12 protein-coding genes and 2 CRISPR repeat arrays are annotated in these 17,961 nt (G+C 44.7%); of the genes, 1 reads left to right on the top strand and 11 read right to left on the bottom strand.

All coding sequences use genetic code 11. The features are described 5' to 3' along the window. Positions 1 to 33 precede the first annotated feature (33 nt). A CRISPR array of direct repeats spans positions 34 to 1,344; the repeat unit is 29 nt; unit sequence CGGTTTAGCCCCGTGGGTACGGGGAACAC. Positions 1,345 to 1,491: 147 nt separating this feature from the next. The 11 genes from cas2e to L1070_RS03155 form a co-directional block, all read right to left on the bottom strand. Then, entirely contained in the window at positions 1,492 to 1,797 is a 306-nt protein-coding gene (cas2e, locus tag L1070_RS03205) for a type I-E CRISPR-associated endoribonuclease Cas2e (RefSeq protein WP_070985955.1), read from the bottom strand. Further along, on the bottom strand, positions 1,797 to 2,723 hold the full coding sequence (gene cas1e / locus L1070_RS03200) for a type I-E CRISPR-associated endonuclease Cas1e (protein WP_237124461.1): 927 nt from the start codon (positions 2,721 to 2,723) through the stop codon (positions 1,797 to 1,799). Before cas1e ends, cas2e begins: the two co-directional genes overlap by 1 nt. Before the next feature lie 60 nt (positions 2,724 to 2,783). Further along, entirely contained in the window at positions 2,784 to 3,461 is a 678-nt protein-coding gene (gene cas6e / locus L1070_RS03195) for a type I-E CRISPR-associated protein Cas6/Cse3/CasE (RefSeq protein WP_237124459.1), read from the bottom strand. Beyond that, entirely contained in the window at positions 3,454 to 4,125 is a 672-nt protein-coding gene (gene cas5e / locus L1070_RS03190) for a type I-E CRISPR-associated protein Cas5/CasD (RefSeq protein ID WP_237124457.1), read from the bottom strand. Before cas5e ends, cas6e begins: the two co-directional genes overlap by 8 nt. Beyond that, positions 4,122 to 5,279: a type I-E CRISPR-associated protein Cas7/Cse4/CasC gene (gene cas7e, locus L1070_RS03185; RefSeq protein ID WP_237124454.1), complete on the bottom strand. Its 1,158-nt coding sequence runs from the start codon at positions 5,277 to 5,279 to the stop codon at positions 4,122 to 4,124. Before cas7e ends, cas5e begins: the two co-directional genes overlap by 4 nt. Positions 5,280 to 5,292: 13 nt before the next feature. Next, positions 5,293 to 7,371 (bottom strand): type I-E CRISPR-associated protein Cse1/CasA, encoded by a 2,079-nt coding sequence (gene casA, locus L1070_RS03180; protein WP_237124453.1) that lies wholly within the window; start codon positions 7,369 to 7,371, stop codon positions 5,293 to 5,295. Between the two features lie 572 nt (positions 7,372 to 7,943). Next, on the bottom strand, positions 7,944 to 10,823 hold the full coding sequence (gene cas3, locus L1070_RS03175) for a CRISPR-associated helicase Cas3' (RefSeq protein WP_237124452.1): 2,880 nt from the start codon (positions 10,821 to 10,823) through the stop codon (positions 7,944 to 7,946). Between the two features lie 110 nt (positions 10,824 to 10,933). Next, positions 10,934 to 11,767: a WYL domain-containing protein gene (locus L1070_RS03170; protein ID WP_237124451.1), complete on the bottom strand. Its 834-nt coding sequence runs from the start codon at positions 11,765 to 11,767 to the stop codon at positions 10,934 to 10,936. A gap of 247 nt (positions 11,768 to 12,014) precedes the next feature. After that, positions 12,015 to 12,347: a Uma2 family endonuclease gene (locus L1070_RS03165; protein ID WP_237124450.1), complete on the bottom strand. Its 333-nt coding sequence runs from the start codon at positions 12,345 to 12,347 to the stop codon at positions 12,015 to 12,017. Between the two features lie 157 nt (positions 12,348 to 12,504). Continuing rightward, positions 12,505 to 15,095: a CRISPR direct-repeat array (repeat unit 29 nt; unit sequence CGGTTTAGCCCCGTGAGCACGGGGAACAC). Positions 15,096 to 15,394: 299 nt separating this feature from the next. Continuing rightward, positions 15,395 to 16,348 (bottom strand): ABC transporter substrate-binding protein, encoded by a 954-nt coding sequence (locus L1070_RS03160; RefSeq protein ID WP_237124449.1) that lies wholly within the window; start codon positions 16,346 to 16,348, stop codon positions 15,395 to 15,397. Between the two features lie 76 nt (positions 16,349 to 16,424). Then, complete coding sequence (locus L1070_RS03155; protein ID WP_237124448.1) at positions 16,425 to 17,297, bottom strand: GyrI-like domain-containing protein; 873 nt, start codon at positions 17,295 to 17,297, stop codon at positions 16,425 to 16,427. Between the two features lie 213 nt (positions 17,298 to 17,510). On the opposite strand from L1070_RS03155, the gene L1070_RS03150 reads away from it, so the two are divergent. After that, a complete protein-coding gene (locus tag L1070_RS03150) occupies positions 17,511 to 17,951 on the top strand; it encodes a DoxX family protein (RefSeq protein WP_237124447.1) in 441 nt (146 codons plus the stop codon). Positions 17,952 to 17,961 lie beyond the last annotated feature (10 nt).

Below are 17,961 nucleotides of genomic sequence, written 5' to 3'. Positions count from 1 at the left end.
TTTTACATATGTAGATATCAAATGTTACGATCCCGGTTTAGCCCCGTGGGTACGGGGAACACACGTCACACTTAGACTATCTGTTATTTGTTGGCGGTTTAGCCCCGTGGGTACGGGGAACACCATTAGAGCAACTACAGGACAAAGATCTATTACGGTTTAGCCCCGTGGGTACGGGGAACACTAAAATAGGTGTTGACAGGTAAACAGTCTATGCGGTTTAGCCCCGTGGGTACGGGGAACACCATTAGAGCAACTACAGGACAAAGATCTGTTACGGTTTAGCCCCGTGGGTACGGGGAACACTTCCCGTTCGGCAATTAATTGCTTGTATATCACGGTTTAGCCCCGTGGGTACGGGGAACACTTACAATAACTATCTAACATAATAGCAGGGTACGGTTTAGCCCCGTGGGTACGGGGAACACTTTACACTGATAGAGGCATTAACAGTAATTGCCGGTTTAGCCCCGTGGGTACGGGGAACACTATTCCTGCCCTCCTGACTTGTGCTGTCTTTGCGGTTTAGCCCCGTGGGTACGGGGAACACTTAATAGCGGATGAGCCGTTAGCTGTAATAATCGGTTTAGCCCCGTGGGTACGGGGAACACAATAATTCCATTCTTGCCAAGAGTCATTATCGCGGTTTAGCCCCGTGGGTACGGGGAACACCGCTGCAACTTGCTCAGCTACTTCGTTAAGCTCGGTTTAGCCCCGTGGGTACGGGGAACACATTAGCGGTTAGTTGCGATTCAAGCGAGTTAACGGTTTAGCCCCGTGGGTACGGGGAACACTTGGGCAAGCGCCACCATAGCGGATTGACCGCCGGTTTAGCCCCGTGGGTACGGGGAACACATGCACGACATTATTGTGCTGGCTAGTCATTGCGGTTTAGCCCCGTGGGTACGGGGAACACGGTGAATATACAGCGGCGCAAATCGAAGCAGCACGGTTTAGCCCCGTGGGTACGGGGAACACAATTTCTGCATCGGCATACCAAACATCGTTAACGGTTTAGCCCCGTGGGTACGGGGAACACTATGGTAGGAATTCCAGCTGTTTTATATGATACGGTTTAGCCCCGTGGGTACGGGGAACACAAAGGTGAAGCAAGTCAGCCTAGGCGAGAATACGGTTTAGCCCCGTGGGTACGGGGAACACGTACACCAAATAGCAAAGAGGCGTTTATCTCGCGGTTTAGCCCCGTGGGTACGGGGAACACCGACAATCACAACACTCAGCGCCGTCTAACCACGGTTTAGCCCCGTGGGTACGGGGAACACAATTTTTATCTGCTACGCCCGCTGGCTATAGTCGGTTTAGCCCCGTGGGTACGGGGAACACTCTAAAAATATACACTTGTTTTTATTAAAGAAAAAGTACCCTATAAAATCTACCAAAATTTTTGGGTACAAACTTCTCTATTTTTACAAGTTTAAAAATACCAACTTTTATATTGTTAAAGAGCTATTATCAATTGTGCAGAGCTAATCACGACTCAATGCTTTCATCACCTCTAGGTGTATATTTCACCAATCTCAATCCTTCGAAATCTACTGGCATTCTGGCGTTTTCACCATAGGTGATAAAATCAAAACCTGACTCGGTATTGGTTGACCAAGCCATCACCACATTACCATCTTCCGCCAATTCATTAACTTGAAACCAGATCATTTCTCTAATTCTGCGACTGACATCACCAACATACACACCCGCTCTAATTTCGAGCAGCCAAACAGCAAGCCGTCCCCTAAGTCTTGGCGGAACAGCCTCAGTTACCACCACACACATACTCATTACGAGCCTCCACTACGATGGCCTTCGTCACCGATGGATTCTGGCTCTGGAATTGCGGGTGGCTGCGCATCTTCATAAGGTTCTGGCGGTTTGATCTCTCCTGCTGCAAGCACTTCTTCAATAAGTGGAATAAGACGTGGTAATACTTTTTCTTTGCGAAAGGCTTCACGACAGGCAATACGTACCTCGCGATCTGGTGACTGCGGACGACGTTTGGCAATTTTAAATGCCACAGGCACCACGGTATCGAACTTGATAATATCTGCAATATCATAAACAAATGACAGCGGCTTGCCAGTATGCAAGAAACCAATGGCGGGGGCATAACCTGCTGCCAACACTGCCGCTTCAGTGACGCCGTACAAGCATGAAGTTGCAGCGCTAATGCATTGGTTAATCACATCACCTTTGGCCCAGTCTTTGGGATCGTAGCGCCTCCCCTGCCAGCTTACCTGATACTGTTTAGCCAGTAGTTCATAAGTTTTGCGCACGCGCGTACCTTCAATACCGCGCAGCTGATCAACAGATCGTCGTTCGGGTGCTGGCTCACCAAAACGCAGCTCAAACATTTTACGCACCACTTTAAGACGCAAGTTTTCATCTAGTGCTAATTTAGCTTGATACAGTAATTTATCTGAGCGCGCTCCACCGGGCTGGCCTGCAGAATACAAGCGTACACCCGCCTCACCCACCCATATCAGCAAAGTGCCAGTCGTTGCCGCCAACTTTACCGCCGCATGGCTCACCCGAGTGCCCGGTTCCAGCATAATGCACACCACAGAGCCCACAGGAATAAGCATTCGCTCACCGTTTACTTCATCAATTACGACAAACGCGCCGTCGCGCACATCAATACGCCCCATACCAATAAAAATCATCGAGTTACGATCTTTTATCGGGATCGGTTTTAAAGGAAGAAATGCCATTCCTTGCACTCCTGTTTTTTAAGAACAAAAAAGGCGAGTCACCCCGCCTTATTGTTTAATTTACAATGGTTTAATTAGTAATAAGCCACAGCCAAACGCTTTGGAACGACCGATGCCAGTTTGCAAAACTTGCTTCAGTTTTTCCTCATCCGCTACCTTTGCAACACCAAAATAGTCAAGCGTACTCAACTGAATCAACCTTACTCCCTCTTTTTTTTCCACCTTGTGCTGCTTGTAGTTACTGAACTCAATGCATTGCATCAAAGGCTCCAACCCACCTTTTTTCAGCTTTTTGTCCAGCCACGCTTTTGCTGCAACATCAACGGCCTCATTCACATTGCTATTGGCATATTGAGCCTGCTTTTTAGCATGCATTAAAACATCATGACGGCGCGTTTTTTCTCCCTTAGGCGTAATATCCACCGTTGGGTTAGCACGCAGGGAAAACTGCACTAAGCCTTGTGTTTCAAATTGATTTTCTTTTATTTGCGTGGTGACTTTCCAGCTTTGGATCGCTTCTTTTAGTTGGCGTTTAGAACGAATAAAAACGGTCGGAACGGGTAGGGCCATATCCACGCGGAACATAAAATCAGCTTGAGTCAGATCACTTTCTGCAAAGCAACGCCACACCCACTGGTGTTGCTTATACAAATCATCAGGGTGTAAGAACCCCAAATCTTCGCCTTCCTGTTCTGGGTCAAAATACAACCGACTTTCATACCATGTGTTATCAGACATAAACAACTTCCTCTGTATCCACCAGTCCCCAGCTACTTTTTACACTTCTAAAAGTAAAGGCTCGATGATTTAACTCAAAACTGAGCGGGACATCGTGGCGTTGCTCTGTCCCCTCTTTCGCTTCGCTGTCGACAATATACTTAACCGGAATACCCATTAGCTGTTCATGCTCAGCTTGCATTCTCGGCGCTTGCTGCAATGCCTGCTCCAATGGTAATTCCACATAGGCACTGTGTGGATCAACCAAAGGAATACCCGGTAAGTACGATTTGCGCCCCAGAAATTGCGGCCACACGGGGTTCAACAAGGCGTGATAGAGCTTTTCAAGCAAAGTTTTATCACCTTCAAAGCCTACCCAAAAAGCAGCATCGGCCAAATAAGCGCGATGCGACAACTGCGTATCGGGCTTACCACCATCTGCTTTCGCCACATTAAGTGCCGTTTGATAATCAAAGGCTAAATCACCCGGTTTATCGATACGTACGCCCATACGCAACGCAGTTAAATCTTCCAGAGATTCATTTCGTTCACGCCCTAATGAGGCACATAACAAGCCGATAACACCGCTTTTTGTTGGATCAAGCTGCGTGTTACGCAGCTCAAAGGCGCTTTTTAGCCCCCAAGACTGCATAGGCCCGGCTAATCGGATCAATAAGGTGCTCATTGACGCTCCAAAGCACCTTGCAGTGCGTCGAGCATAGCAGCTTCCAACTGAGAAACAGTGCCGCTGTCTTTATCTTGATACTCGTCCAAATTATCAATGTAGGTGCTGCGCCCTTCAAAAATAAAGCCGTTATCACCATACATAGCCGCTAGTTTTTTCGCGAACATTTCCAGCTTGTATGCTGATTGATGCTCTAATTCAGCTTCATCTGGCTTGTCTATCACTACAGCTTGGGTAAAGGCATTGCTCAGTGACCAAGGTGCCCCGTCTTTGCGCACATTAACTTTGACATAACTTGGCGGGTTTTGCGCAGCAAAGCTGTTCTGTTTACCCGAAGGCACAGCTTGAACCAATGCTCGGAAAAACCCTTTTACAGCACCAATTATCTGCGCTTTATCTTGCCCAAGATTAGCTGCCAGTTTATCAATATTGATCTGCGCATAACGGTAATAGCAAGCACTGTTAAAATACACACCGCCCATCATGCCAGAGCCTTGCTCTCCTGCTTGTAATTCATCATCCACCGCAGTAAAAAAGTCCATTGCAGGAGTGACGATATTGGTTGAAATCGCATGGGCAACTTGGCATGCGGCATCAACATTAATGTTGTTGTTATCCGCCACCATACGGCCGAACAGCGCAATATCAGCGGCGAAAGCCTTTTCGTGCTTACCGAATACTTCACCCACTAATTTGGCGAGTTTTTTATCTAGCTTCTTTTTTTCTTCCAGATTCAGCTCATCAAAATTTTCAAGCGCAATAAGCTTAAGCGCTTCAACTTCATTCAACCCTATGTAAAGCAAATACTCGGTTTTAAACTTGTGTTTCTCTTCTTTTTGAACCAACTTCAACTCAGCAAGACCTAGTAAGTTTTCACATACTCTGGTGCTATCATCTTCAGATTTGCCATTTTCGACCAAAAAATCTCTAATCTTAAAAGCCAGCTTACGGGTGCGCACCGCGCTATCTCCTTGATGTTCAAGCACCGCATCATTAAATGCGCCATGTGTGCGGATCGCACGTTTTTGGCATTGGCTTGAGATCCTAGCCCTTTGTGAGCCGCCAAATACACAAGATTTAGGTGTGTTGGTGTCATCACGGTTTAAATTACTAGGTGCAAAATTTTGTAATAAGTGAAATTCGATAAAAGACATAGGTAACTCCTTTTTAATTTGTCGCGGTAGCTGAGTCTGTTGCCTCAGTAGGTTGATTTGGTTTGGCCCAGTAATCTCTGGCCCATTTAAGTTGAATGCGTTTATCGTCGCTGTCCCAGTGGTAGAGATCTTCCATCAGGGTGCGGTAATCAACAGCAATATCTTTACTTTTGAGAATTTGTACCATCTGGCGTAGGGTTTGCTTTAACTGCTCACCTTTGGCTTCTAGCAGGCATTCAAAGCGAAAGCTCATACCAGGGCGTTGGTCCTTATCTGCTTGATACCAAACAGCACCAAAACTAAGATGTTGCGACTGTTGATACACTTTGGGGTGGCTAGCAAACAAAGCGGCAACAAAGGCTTGCACTTCTGAACGTTCATCTTCATTGGCCAACAAAGGTCCCAAATAAGATATTGCGGCAAGTTGTGAGTTTTTTTGTAGGTCTAAAGACTTTCTAAGTGCCGCTAAAATATCTCGCCTTGGATATTCAGGACTGCCCCAATGATATAATTGCTTGATGATTTCTTGCGTATCTTGGCTCCAGTAAACGTGGCGTTGCCATGTTCTGCCGTATAGTGACTCTTCTAACTGTTGCTTTGCGATACTTAGGCCCTTTTGTGCTCTAACTCCACCATAGCACCAGCTTTGTGTTGCGCCTTCAAATGCCGCAAAGGCGATTTCCTGACACACTTTACGCCAATTAGATTTGGCTTCCTCGCTGTTATGGCTTAATGCCCAAATAAATTGCTCAAACGGTTCGTTAAGCTTAGGCCAGTAAAAACGTGCGGGGTTAATCGACTCGACTTTAGTCGTCACATCTTGTGCTCGGGCACCATCAGGCAATAAATGAGATGCAAAAGTTCTTACTGCGCTCATAAGTTGTCTATGAATTACCTCAGACGTTTCTAACCCTTTAAGTAAGTGTGCGCTGAACTTATTCTTTTGCTCTCGGTCTTTTTCGATCAAATTAATAGCCAGTGGCAAGCGTTCTTCAAACCAACATAGTGGGTTCGCTTTATTATTATCTAAACCAATTAACTGACAATTAAGTTTTAGCTTATCAATAAGCTCGTTATCTTCCGCGGCCAACAACTGAATACCAGCGGGTCTTAAATCTTGAGGCTCTATGCCAACTTTGGTTGATCGCGCATATTGCAATAAATTGGCGGTATCTCGCCAGCAAGCCCGTTCAAAACTCAATCTAACCGGTAGTATCTTGTCATCTTTATTCAAACGGTAGGCGAAATAAGGTTCTTGTTCCATTTCCTTTGGATTCGGCAACCCTTGAGCAAAAAACATGCGAGCAACTGTGCCATCTTTTTCTGGGAGCAAGCGAACATGTCGCGCCCGCCAAGTGAGGTAATCAGTCAGCCCTCTCATTTCCCTTGCTTCGGGCTTTTCTGGTTCATTTTGCTCCCAAACAGGTAAGTCAACTTTACGATCAAGCCATTCTTCATCCTTGGGCATATGCAAATTAAGCATCAAGGTTTGGAATAGATTTTCACCTTCAACCATCACCACAGCCCCTCCGACTAAAGGGGAATTTGTTAGGTTCGGATGCTTACCAAACTGAACCGAGCTACCACTCACACCGCCACCCAAGCTAAAGTACTGGCAAACAAGCAAATACAGAGCAGCCTCTTTTGGTAATAGTGAAAACTCATAATGATCAACAAGGTGGCTGAACAAGCTCTTGTTATTGCCACTAGCATAATCTGGAGATAATTTTTTGACTGAGGTTGTCACCCCCTTTTCTTTGGTGAAATTGGCTGTTTGAAAAAAAGGATAGGCTTCTGAGAATAAATCAAAGCGATCGACACATTCGGGTGAATTCAGATAGTTAGACACAGGCTTACCAAACTCTCCCGATTCAAAAACCTCATCCCAGTCATCTTGCCCCAGATAACCGTAGCTGCGATACAATATTGCCAGTAACAAGCGTTGCACCGATGCCACCACAAGCGGCTTTTCGTGTACTATCCGCTGTAGTTTTGGCGCCGCATCTAGCAACGATGTGATCGAATACTCTTTGGTATGTCCCTGTAAATCTAGGGCTGGTATCCAACTTTCTGTTAGTAAATCGTATTTCATATTCCTTCAAATTCCTTTGTCAAAATTGAGGTCAGTTAAACCTCTCATAAAAACTCTACCTATTGTTGGTGTCGACAGCTTCTTACCCTAAGTCTGCATTAAAGAGACAAGATCTACTACTTTCCAAATGAGACACGTGAGAACAATTAAAACCAACAAACTATATGTACGCTTATCTAGCGACTTAAGCGCTTCAATAAAACTCTTCCAATCCATGCTAAAAATACCCATGTTTCAATCGACATGGTAAAAACTAGCACGCTCAATAAATAATCACAATAATTTTTAAGTACTAATATATAGTTTTATAAAATTGCAAATTAAAATACAAATCACTATCAAAATCAAAAGCCATTAAGGCATTCGGTTTTACTTCCTCTGTATTTCAATGTAGTCTCACTTCGTCCTAACTATCACAAGCTGGGATGTACCAAAGATATTAGTGTTCCCCGTTGTGCGGGGCTAAACCGTACTAATAGATTGTTTTTATACGATCCATTTAAATGTTCCCCGTATACACGGGGCTAGCCGGTAGCCATAACGCTACCGGCATCCACTTACCTAAAGCAGTCCTATTCATAAGACTTTCCTTTTCCCACAATAAGCCCTAACTTAGGATTTAGCCGAAGCTCTCCAAGCTTACTATTCGAGTAAGTTAAATCTTGATCTAAAATAACTGGCACGCAATTAAACAATGTGGGGGAGCGTTGCCAAACTTCTTTGGTGACAAAAGCAAACGGCCAGTGTTCTTCTTGTTCTTGAAAATGCGTTACCCACTTGCTATGGCTCATTGATATTTGTGCTTGTTTTAAACGAGCGATATCACCTTTTTTAAGTCGTTGTTCTGCTCCCCAATCAATTTCTGCCAATTCTTTGCATTCATTTTCTAAACGTTTGAGCGTTTGTACTTTTTGTTTGTAAGGCAAAAACTCGGTAACAGGAATAAGCTGTCTTTCACCGCTATCAACTAGAAAAATGAGTTGCACGCTGATACTGGTCAAACGTGTACTTAGTACAACTTCATCGTTTTCAATTTCACTATTGTTGTATTTCAACAGGTCTCTAACGCTTGCTTTGCTCGCATCAAACATCATCCTTTTAGCCAAAACATATTGAGTTCGTTTATCTAAACGAAACTCAAATGCTTTGTCATATTCTTGCTCAAGCCAAGTCACTTGTTGATCTACATCGGCGTAGACTTTATTGATCCAATCATCCATATCTTGATTGATATCAATTTGAAAAGTGCTTTCATCCGTTTCTTCACACGCAGCCCAAAGCAAACGTGTTGTGACAGCCAGCAAATGTGAAGGGTAGATAAAGACTTCGCCGTGACCAAACCATTCACCATAGTCCTGTGGGATTTTGTCCATCGATGGTAAGTAGATATTTAACTTTGGAGCTTTAACAAATTCAGAGCGAACAGAATTATTGATTTGATGGCGCCAAACGCGGCCCACTCTTTGTAACAGTAAGTCGACTGGTGCAATTTGAGTAAACATCTCGCAGGCGTCATAGTCCAAACTTTGTTCCAAAACCTGACTGCCTATTAATATCAAACGCTTATCTTTTACAGGCCGGTTTGGGTTAATACGCTGATGGTCGGTTGGGTGTTTACCTACTTGATGCTCAATTAATTCTTCTATAGATAATCGTGTTGCTAATGGGTATTTTGCATGAAAGGTTAAATGCTCAATGTTGCTCGCTTTATTTTCATCACAATACTTGGTGATTATTTCTGACAATTCTTGAACTTTATTAACCGTATTTAAAATACATACAAACACACCGCAGCCCGCTTTATTTGCGGTTGTTAAAACATCATCAGCCATACGACTAACACAGTGTTTCGGCGTGGTTTCATGCAACTGTACATGATAGCTAGCAGGTGGGCGGCTTAAATCTTCATTTTTCTGCTGCCTTTCAACAATGGTGTAAGAGCGTGCTAACGACCCTGAACTGAAAGTCGTAATGCGTGGATAAGGGCTATTCTCCACTTCAATTGCTTGTTTACAGGCTTTTGCATACGCATGGATTAATTCAACCAACATTGTTCTGGGTAAAGTGGCTGAAAGTATGATCACCCTAACCTGTAACTTCGCCATCCATTGCAAGGTATTTTTGAGTAAATCAAGCTGAAAGCTTTGCAACGAGTGTACTTCGTCTAGAATTAAAACTTTATTTGCCAGCCCAAACAAACGTACAAAGTTATGTTTGTACAACATTGCTGCCATCAATAATTGATCGACTGTTCCAACACAAACACCTGCCAATAAACCATGCTTTTTTGCAGTGAACCATTGATTTGCAACAACCGAGTGAGTTGCGTCATGTTGCTGCTGATAATCAATGCTTTTGAGCCTTAAAGCTTCATATTGTGGCTCAAAATCAGCATTGCTATGTTTTAGATGAGCTTCAATATTCTGATATCCCAGCTCTTTTTTGCTTAAAAAGTGTAAGGTACGTTTGAAAAGCTGATTAGCTGTAGCCTGAGATGGCATAGCCACATACAAACCCGAATGGCCCATATGTCGAATAAAATGATCCGCTAAAACCTGCGCTGCTTCTGTTTTACCGCTGCCCATGCCACTTTCAATAATTGAGATCCAAGGCAACTCTTTCTGCTTGATAAGCTCCAACACTTTTAATTGCAGAGCGTTGGGTTTAAAACCTAATACTTCAGCAAAATCAGCTTTATTTTTTGAAGCCGTTACTTGTTTAATATTTAAAAAGCCGACGAGCGCATGCGCAATATCCATTCTTTGCTCGGCGTTGTACTCATTCACTGTACAATAATTAAATTGGGATGCGTCCGAGCCAATCCAGTCCGCAACTGAACAGAGTCCAGCAATATATGAAAGCCATTCAGGAGTCAAAGCCTTAGCTTGCGACTGATTAAACCAATCGAGATCGACAGAAAAATAATCCGCCAACCATTCAATAGCTTGAGTTTGTATGTCACTCCATTGTTCACCTCCACACAAACCACATTCTTTTTTATTCGCGACAAATACACCATGATGGCTAGCCACTGCACAGAGCATCACCCGTGCTGCATGATTGTTTACGCCATATTGCTCACAGAAGTAGTTATGCAAAATCACAAAGCCTGAGTTGCCGTGCTTTGTCTCTGCATCTTCATCGTGCGTAAATTTGGACGTATCAAACAAGGTCTCTACCCGCTCTTTGAGCTTATACTGAAACCCCGGTGTGAGCTTACCGATATCGTGAAGTGCAATAAGCACCACTACCATTGCAATAGCGGCATCTTCATCAATGCTTTCAAGTGCTAAAAACGGCTGGAGTAAAATATGTTGTTCTTGTTCTGAAAGTTTCTGAATAATCGCTTTAGCGACAAAAGCGACATCTAGCATATGACACACTGCTGGTAATGTGCTGTGCTCGTCTGCTTTACCCCAAAACTGAAAAATTTCGCTATTAAAATCACTCACGCTGTTATTCCCTTGCTTCCAATACACTCAGGTTACGCTTTGCATAAAATACCGACAATCCTGCGGTTACAACCAGTAAAAAATTTAGTAGGTTATGCCCTTCAATTTCATCACTCATTCCACAAAAGTCCTTTTGCACTTAACTCCCTATAGCACTCGGGGCTGATGACGATTTGTTGTGCCTCTGGGTTAGGGTGTTGAAAATCAAGGCGTAATATGGAGATCAGATAGTTGATTAAAGCTGCATTGGTGGTAATGGTTGCTTGTTGGTTCTGCATATTAAAATCGCGAGCAATCACTTGCTGCGCGTACAGTGATAAACGCGGATCGGGCATAATGACCAGCTCAACTGGGGTTTGCCAGAGTGTGTCCTCTTGTATGCCTTTCTGCGCTTTGCATCTGTAGTCTGGCTCTGCGGATAAAATACGCGATAGTGAGAAGTCACGAAAAGAGTTTGAAGCCTCACAGTAGGCCCGTAAATGATAACGCAAACCGGTGTTGACCAAACTATGCGGGCGAATAATACGCTCGGTCTCGCCATTGTGTTTGATTGATTGGTAACGTATATCAAGCGCTGACTGTTTACGGCACGCCGTTAAAATTGGTCTCAATAACTGGGGTTCAAGCTTTCGGTGTGGAACGGGTAAGACGGCAAGAGGGCTTCGTTCAAAACTATGTAGATGAGCGTCAATAACACGTTGCGTGTACTCGGTGAAGCTTTCTGAAATCAATTTAGGTGTAAAGGGGGTTGCCAAACAATGCGTTTTTTCAGATTCATTGTAATAAACATCTAACGCTTGCTCATCAATAAAGCGGTTTAGGTATTTACTTGCACTCGGACGAGAGAGTCCAAATTTGCTCTGAAACACCCCAGTTTGGATCTGCCCTTCCCAAAACAGCAGTGCTTCGAGGTAGCGAAAATAGTCTTCTTCCTTGATTGCCATACTATGCTCCATTGTAAGTTAATTTAATGTAACATAAGTGTATTTTGTTTTCTTGATTTATATCATTTGTGGAGTGATGAAGTTTGAAACGTTCTGGTGAAACCCATTGATTAAGTAGCCGTTGGCTTGAACATTACGCATGTAGTCTATTCTGACCCTGCTTTCTGCTGTTCTAAGAACAATCTAACATCTTCATTGAGAACACGGCGGTATATGTCAGCCACGGATACTGTACAATCAATTGATTTTAACCAAGAAAGTAATGTGTCGAACGCCAATCATCGCTCTTTCGGTAAACTGTCACATCTGCGATATCTTGTTCAATCACAATATATTCTTCTAACGTGGATATATTAATGTACTCAAGCAATTTAACCTTTTCGTCCATTTTTCGGGTTGAACGAGAGATCACTTCAACAATAATCACGGGAGTCGTTGTAACGTAGGGTTCCGATTGGTCAAAATTACAATCTACCAGTACATCTGGGTAATAAAAGTTATCACATACACGCACTTTCATATCTGAACCAAACGGTTCATACGGTGAACCTTCAAGGTGATTGCCAAGCTTTCTCGCCATATTTTGACAAATTCGCTCATGATTAGCACTTGCCCGTCGATCAGCTCATGTTTAACGGTGCTCGTCGATTCTCCAAGTAAGTAGGCTACATTGGGACAAACCATCACCATTTTTAGCAATCGGCATGTGAACTCCCAAGGTAATTTTATGAGTCATTGCAGTTAACACCGTGTGTACGGGGAACACAAACAAAAAAAACCTTTAGGTGAAATGTACGGTTTAGCCCCGTGAGCACGGGGAACACGCGAATGAGACAGGGGCTACACATTATTACGAACGGTTTAGCCCCGTGAGTACGGGGAACACTTCTTGATCATGCAGCGTCATACCCTCGTACACGGTTTAGCCCCGTGAGTACGGGGAACACGGCGAATAACTTTGACTTCTTGGTCTTTTTCTCGGTTTAGCCCCGTGAGTACGGGGAACACGCCCATGTTGATTAAGCCTTTGAAATAGCACGCGGTTTAGCCCCGTGAGCACGGGGAACACTACTGATGGACCTATGTACTATATAGCTAATACGGTTTAGCCCCGTGAGCACGGGGAACACGTTTTTGTGCTGTTGCTGGTATTAATGTTTACCGGTTTAGCCCCGTGAGCACGGGGAACACGATTTTATTAATAGATGGTAAAACAGAGAAAACGGTTTAGCCCCGTGAGCACGGGGAACACGGAAAATCTAATGTCTGGCACCTGCTTTAACGGCGGTTTAGCCCCGTGAGCACGGGGAACACAGTTAAATGGTTCTCGATTTGCATTGCACTTTCGGTTTAGCCCCGTGAGCACGGGGAACACCAAAGAGACCGACCAAGTCATTTTGTGGGACCCGGTTTAGCCCCGTGAGCACGGGGAACACGCCCCTAATTTAATCCCGCATGACAAATATCACGGTTTAGCCCCGTGAGCACGGGGAACACGATCACTGAAGTACACATGTAAAACAAAAACACGGTTTAGCCCCGTGAGCACGGGGAACACACCTTCTGTCTTGACTAGTCTCCAATATTAGACGGTTTAGCCCCGTGAGCACGGGGAACACATGATTGGACAAATGATCCTGATAGTGTTAATCGGTTTAGCCCCGTGAGCACGGGGAACACTCCAGCGTGGTGACCAATTTAGCCACCGCACCCGGTTTAGCCCCGTGAGCACGGGGAACACTGCGTCACGCCAAGCTCACGAGCTACATCGGACGGTTTAGCCCCGTGAGCACGGGGAACACATCAGTAGAGGTTAAATGCCATTTGATAAGACCGGTTTAGCCCCGTGAGCACGGGGAACACTAAGCGTTCTTTGTCCTGCCATTACAACACTCCGGTTTAGCCCCGTGAGCACGGGGAACACACAGGCTGCTAGGCAAGCTCATGCTGCTACCTCGGTTTAGCCCCGTGAGCACGGGGAACACTTGACATAGACAAAAACAGCGCAGAGAAATGGCGGTTTAGCCCCGTGAGCACGGGGAACACTTCTGGGGATGAACCTGTTAGAACAGGACGAGCGGTTTAGCCCCGTGAGCACGGGGAACACATCAGTAGAGGTTAAATGCCATTTGATAAGACCGGTTTAGCCCCGTGAGCACGGGGAACACAACGAGTTTTCAAAGCAGCAAAACACAACCAACGGTTTAGCCCCGTGAGCACGGGGAACACACACAAAATGCAAACACAAGTAGGGTATCAACCGGTTTAGCCCCGTGAGCACGGGGAACACTTGTATTTAACACCATCTATGTTTACATCATACGGTTTAGCCCCGTGAGCACGGGGAACACAAATTCGCAGTCATGGAGAAGTGTATAACGACCGGTTTAGCCCCGTGAGCACGGGGAACACACTGGCGAGCAAAGAAAGAAAGCGCGAGAAAACGGTTTAGCCCCGTGAGCACGGGGAACACTAAGGATTTGTTCAACAGAACTGCTAAGCATGCGGTTTAGCCCCGTGAGCACGGGGAACACATATAACCCCATTTAGCCAAACCCTAGCATACCGGTTTAGCCCCGTGAGCACGGGGAACACACATAAAGGCATGAAACAAGATAGTGAGTGTCCGGTTTAGCCCCGTGAGCACGGGGAACACAGCACACTTAAACACACTACCAAAACGAGGTGCGGTTTAGCCCCGTGAGCACGGGGAACACTGATTAGACTGAAAGAATATAGAGAAAGTGTACGGTTTAGCCCCGTGAGCACGGGGAACACCTTTAGCTAATATTAGTAACACTAAGTTGGTTCGGTTTAGCCCCGTGAGCACGGGGAACACATCACCTTTTATTTTAGCCATCAAACTACCGCCGGTTTAGCCCCGTGAGCACGGGGAACACATACGTATTTATTGCAGCTATCGACGTTGATGCGGTTTAGCCCCGTGAGCACGGGGAACACGCGTTGATCGTCACTTGCGAGTATTTGCGACCACGGTTTAGCCCCGTGAGCACGGGGAACACGACCGCTCACCTGTGCCGGTTGAATCGTATTGCGGTTTAGCCCCGTGAGCACGGGGAACACCATCATAAACTCTGTTAGCGTCATGTCGGCAGCGGTTTAGCCCCGTGAGCACGGGGAACACATAAAGCAGGCTCAATCAGGTCTGGTTTGTTACGGTTTAGCCCCGTGAGCACGGGGAACACTAATTCTCGTCTTGATATTTCCTCGACTATTTCGGTTTAGCCCCGTGAGCACGGGGAACACGGTGCATTGCCAGTTTTCGTCATAACCGTATTCGGTTTAGCCCCGTGAGCACGGGGAACACTCTAAAAGTATATACTTGTTTTTGTTAAATAAAAAATGCCATCTAAAATCCACCGAAAATTTTGGGTACAAAATGGTGCTAATCTTTAGTGCTAAAAATCACGATTTTCAAATTATCAAAGAACAAAGCTATAGTGATAAACATATAATATTGAGTAGATAGCAGCTACCAATAATGGCTATCTATCAAAAAGTTTTTTAGAGACTACCTTAAGTTTGCCACATGTAGTCAATAATAAGTCCTTTTCATAGAGCAATATGTAAAACGTACATGTAGCCGCTCACACATTTAAGTTATGCCTAATCCCGATAGGCATCGCAACTGGAGTGGTTAAGCCAACTTTGCCAGCGTTGTTGATTTTGTGACAGCCACTGTTGGCTGACTTGCTTGCTAGTTTGAGCCTGCACATTTACTTGCAACGCGAACTGGGCCAGTTCGTCTTTGCTAAATGTCATGCTTTTGAGAATATCAAAGGCACAAGGCAGTATCTTAGGGAATTCTTTGGTGGTCACTTTTTTGATCCAGCCTGACTTGGGGTTGCCACAATCATATAAAAACTGTTTGTTTAAACCCCATTCTGGGTCCGTTTCACACTCATGGGTATGGCTTGGGAACTCGACGAACTCGCCTGAGTATTGTGTATCAATCCAGTTGGGTGTCCAGTTAAATATGAGTATGGGTTTCTTTTGCTGATACGCCTTTTTCAACTTTTCTGCCAGTGCCATATCGTCTGAGAGACTAACTACACGATAATTTAAATGCAGTGCTCGGATCCGAGCTAAGTCATGTCGCTCCCACGGACCTGTGTAGTACACACCACGCGGGTCATCCCCCTCACTGAATAATTTTGCGCAACCGTTCAAAGCCTGCCAATCAGGCAATTGGGGACACTGTGCTTGGACATAAGTTGGATACCACCACTCTTCTCGCGCCGTAAATGGATAGGTGCCAGCCTCTTGAAGGCTTTGCGATTCAATAAGTTGGGTGAGCTTGTCTTCCATCGTGCCTTGCCATACTTCAACCTGAACATCCACATAGTTGTATTTTAGATAGTACCATTGGCCATCGCTCGGAAGTGACACAAACTTGCTTTTAAAACCAACGCTCTCCACAAGCTCACCGTATATTTGCGAAATAACGTGTTGGCTGGCCCAATCATTGAGTACAATGCGCACCGTTTTGGCATTTACACTCACAGAGTACATTGACATCAGCGCTAACATCATATGTACCAATCTATGATTGCTTGTCATGAACTAACCCTCTGAAAGTGATTAACATTATCTAAGGTATAGCCGTGATCAATATTTTTCGCTAAGAATCTGTTGATTATTGCAAGGGTAAAAACACATCTGTGCGTAAGTCACATTCATTCACTTCATGAATTAAATTTAAATATTCAAAGAAGCAATTATGTTCACCAAGTTGCTCACCACTTTGCGGCAGCCACTGTTGATAGAGTGCATAAATGGTACTGTCCAATGTGTCATGACTACCAACATGTGTTGTTTTGGCACAGCGCATGGCGGGAATCACCCCAGCCTTCACCCCAAATGCGTTAGGCTCCACGTGATGTGACTGGGTGAGTAAAGACCCGCAGATTTTCAGCTTGAAATCAGCTGTATCCATGGTATTGGGGTCTCCATTGGGCATACCAAACGTACGACAACTTTGCACTGGTGAACTGCGACTTTGCTTACGCCATGCAACAAATTGCCCAGCAGTTGTGTACACTTTTTGTGGATCTCCACAATGAGTTAGGTAAGCAATAGGAGTTTGAGGAAACTCAACAATTTCTACAGCTAGTATATCTTCCTTTGGAATGGGTAAAGTAAAGTCCAACACCTCATACCAGTTGGGCCAATCAGGCGCTTGCCTAAACTGACTTGGCGTTTGTGAAAAAGTACGTTTAAACGCTCTGGAGAACGCCTCAGCACTATCAAACTGTGCAGCTAACGCAACATCAATAATTTTGCTATCGCTTTCAAAAGCCAGCTGAAAAGATGCTCTTTTTAATCTAGCCAATTGCACAAACTTGGTTACACTCACTCCCGTGTAGGCTAAAAATACCCGATGAAAATGAAAACGAGATAACGCCGCCACTTCACTGAGTTCGGTCAAGTCCATCGGTTTATCTAGATTGTGGCTAATGAAGTCGCACACACGTTTAATACGCGCTTCCAGGGTATCTTTTTGTATCATCGAGTTACTTGTCTTATCTGCAAAACACCTAGTATGCGTTTTGTATCCATTATTTTCTTGATTGAAATTGCGAAAATGTCACATGTTTTACGCATTGTAGCGAGCAGCATAGCACCGTAACAGTCCAATAATTCTAATTCATCAAAAAGCACCTACACTGTATTGAGCTATCAGCATGGGCTGAGCTAAACAACAACGAGTAGGGGAATAACCATGAATTTCATTAATCCATTTGCAAACAATAAGCAGCTTAGCGATCTGAGTGCATTGCTCGGTCGCATTGGCTTATCACTCATATTTATTTTAGCGGGAATAAACAAAATCCAACAATATGAAGGAACGGCGCAGTATATGACGTCAATGGGTGTACCTTCTGAGCTCCTGCCATTGGTCATCCTGCTTGAAGCCGTTGGCGGGTTGTTTATTCTTCTGGGCTTTATGAGCAGACTCACCGCGCTGGCATTTGCTGGGTTTTGTATCCTTAGCGCAGTGTTGTTTCACGCCAACTTCGAAGATCAAATGCAAGCAATTATGTTTATGAAAAACATTGCCATTGCGGGGGGATTTTTAATGCTCGCAGTGCATGGCGCAGGAAACTGGAGCGTTGAGCGTATTATTTGTAATAAAGTTGCCGCCAACAAGCAGCCCGAGTAACCCATATTAG

The sequence above is a fragment of the Pseudoalteromonas sp. MMG022 genome (genome assembly GCF_021654245.1).
Classification (GTDB): Bacteria; Pseudomonadota; Gammaproteobacteria; order Enterobacterales; family Alteromonadaceae; genus Pseudoalteromonas; species Pseudoalteromonas amylolytica.
This window is presented reverse-complemented; position numbering and strand designations above follow the sequence as displayed.

Coding starts and splice junctions, on each gene's coding strand:
- cas2e (WP_070985955.1), bottom strand. CDS start 1,797: ATGAGTATGTGTGTGGTGGTAACTGAGGCTGTTCCGCCAAGACTTAGG.
- cas1e (WP_237124461.1), bottom strand. CDS start 2,723: ATGGCATTTCTTCCTTTAAAACCGATCCCGATAAAAGATCGTAACTCG.
- cas6e (WP_237124459.1), bottom strand. CDS start 3,461: ATGTCTGATAACACATGGTATGAAAGTCGGTTGTATTTTGACCCAGAA.
- cas5e (WP_237124457.1), bottom strand. CDS start 4,125: ATGAGCACCTTATTGATCCGATTAGCCGGGCCTATGCAGTCTTGGGGG.
- cas7e (WP_237124454.1), bottom strand. CDS start 5,279: ATGTCTTTTATCGAATTTCACTTATTACAAAATTTTGCACCTAGTAAT.
- casA (WP_237124453.1), bottom strand. CDS start 7,371: ATGAAATACGATTTACTAACAGAAAGTTGGATACCAGCCCTAGATTTA.
- L1070_RS03170 (WP_237124451.1), bottom strand. CDS start 11,767: ATGGCAATCAAGGAAGAAGACTATTTTCGCTACCTCGAAGCACTGCTG.
- L1070_RS03165 (WP_237124450.1), bottom strand. CDS start 12,347: ATGGCGAGAAAGCTTGGCAATCACCTTGAAGGTTCACCGTATGAACCG.
- L1070_RS03160 (WP_237124449.1), bottom strand. CDS start 16,348: ATGACAAGCAATCATAGATTGGTACATATGATGTTAGCGCTGATGTCA.
- L1070_RS03155 (WP_237124448.1), bottom strand. CDS start 17,297: ATGATACAAAAAGATACCCTGGAAGCGCGTATTAAACGTGTGTGCGAC.
- L1070_RS03150 (WP_237124447.1), top strand. CDS start 17,511: ATGAATTTCATTAATCCATTTGCAAACAATAAGCAGCTTAGCGATCTG.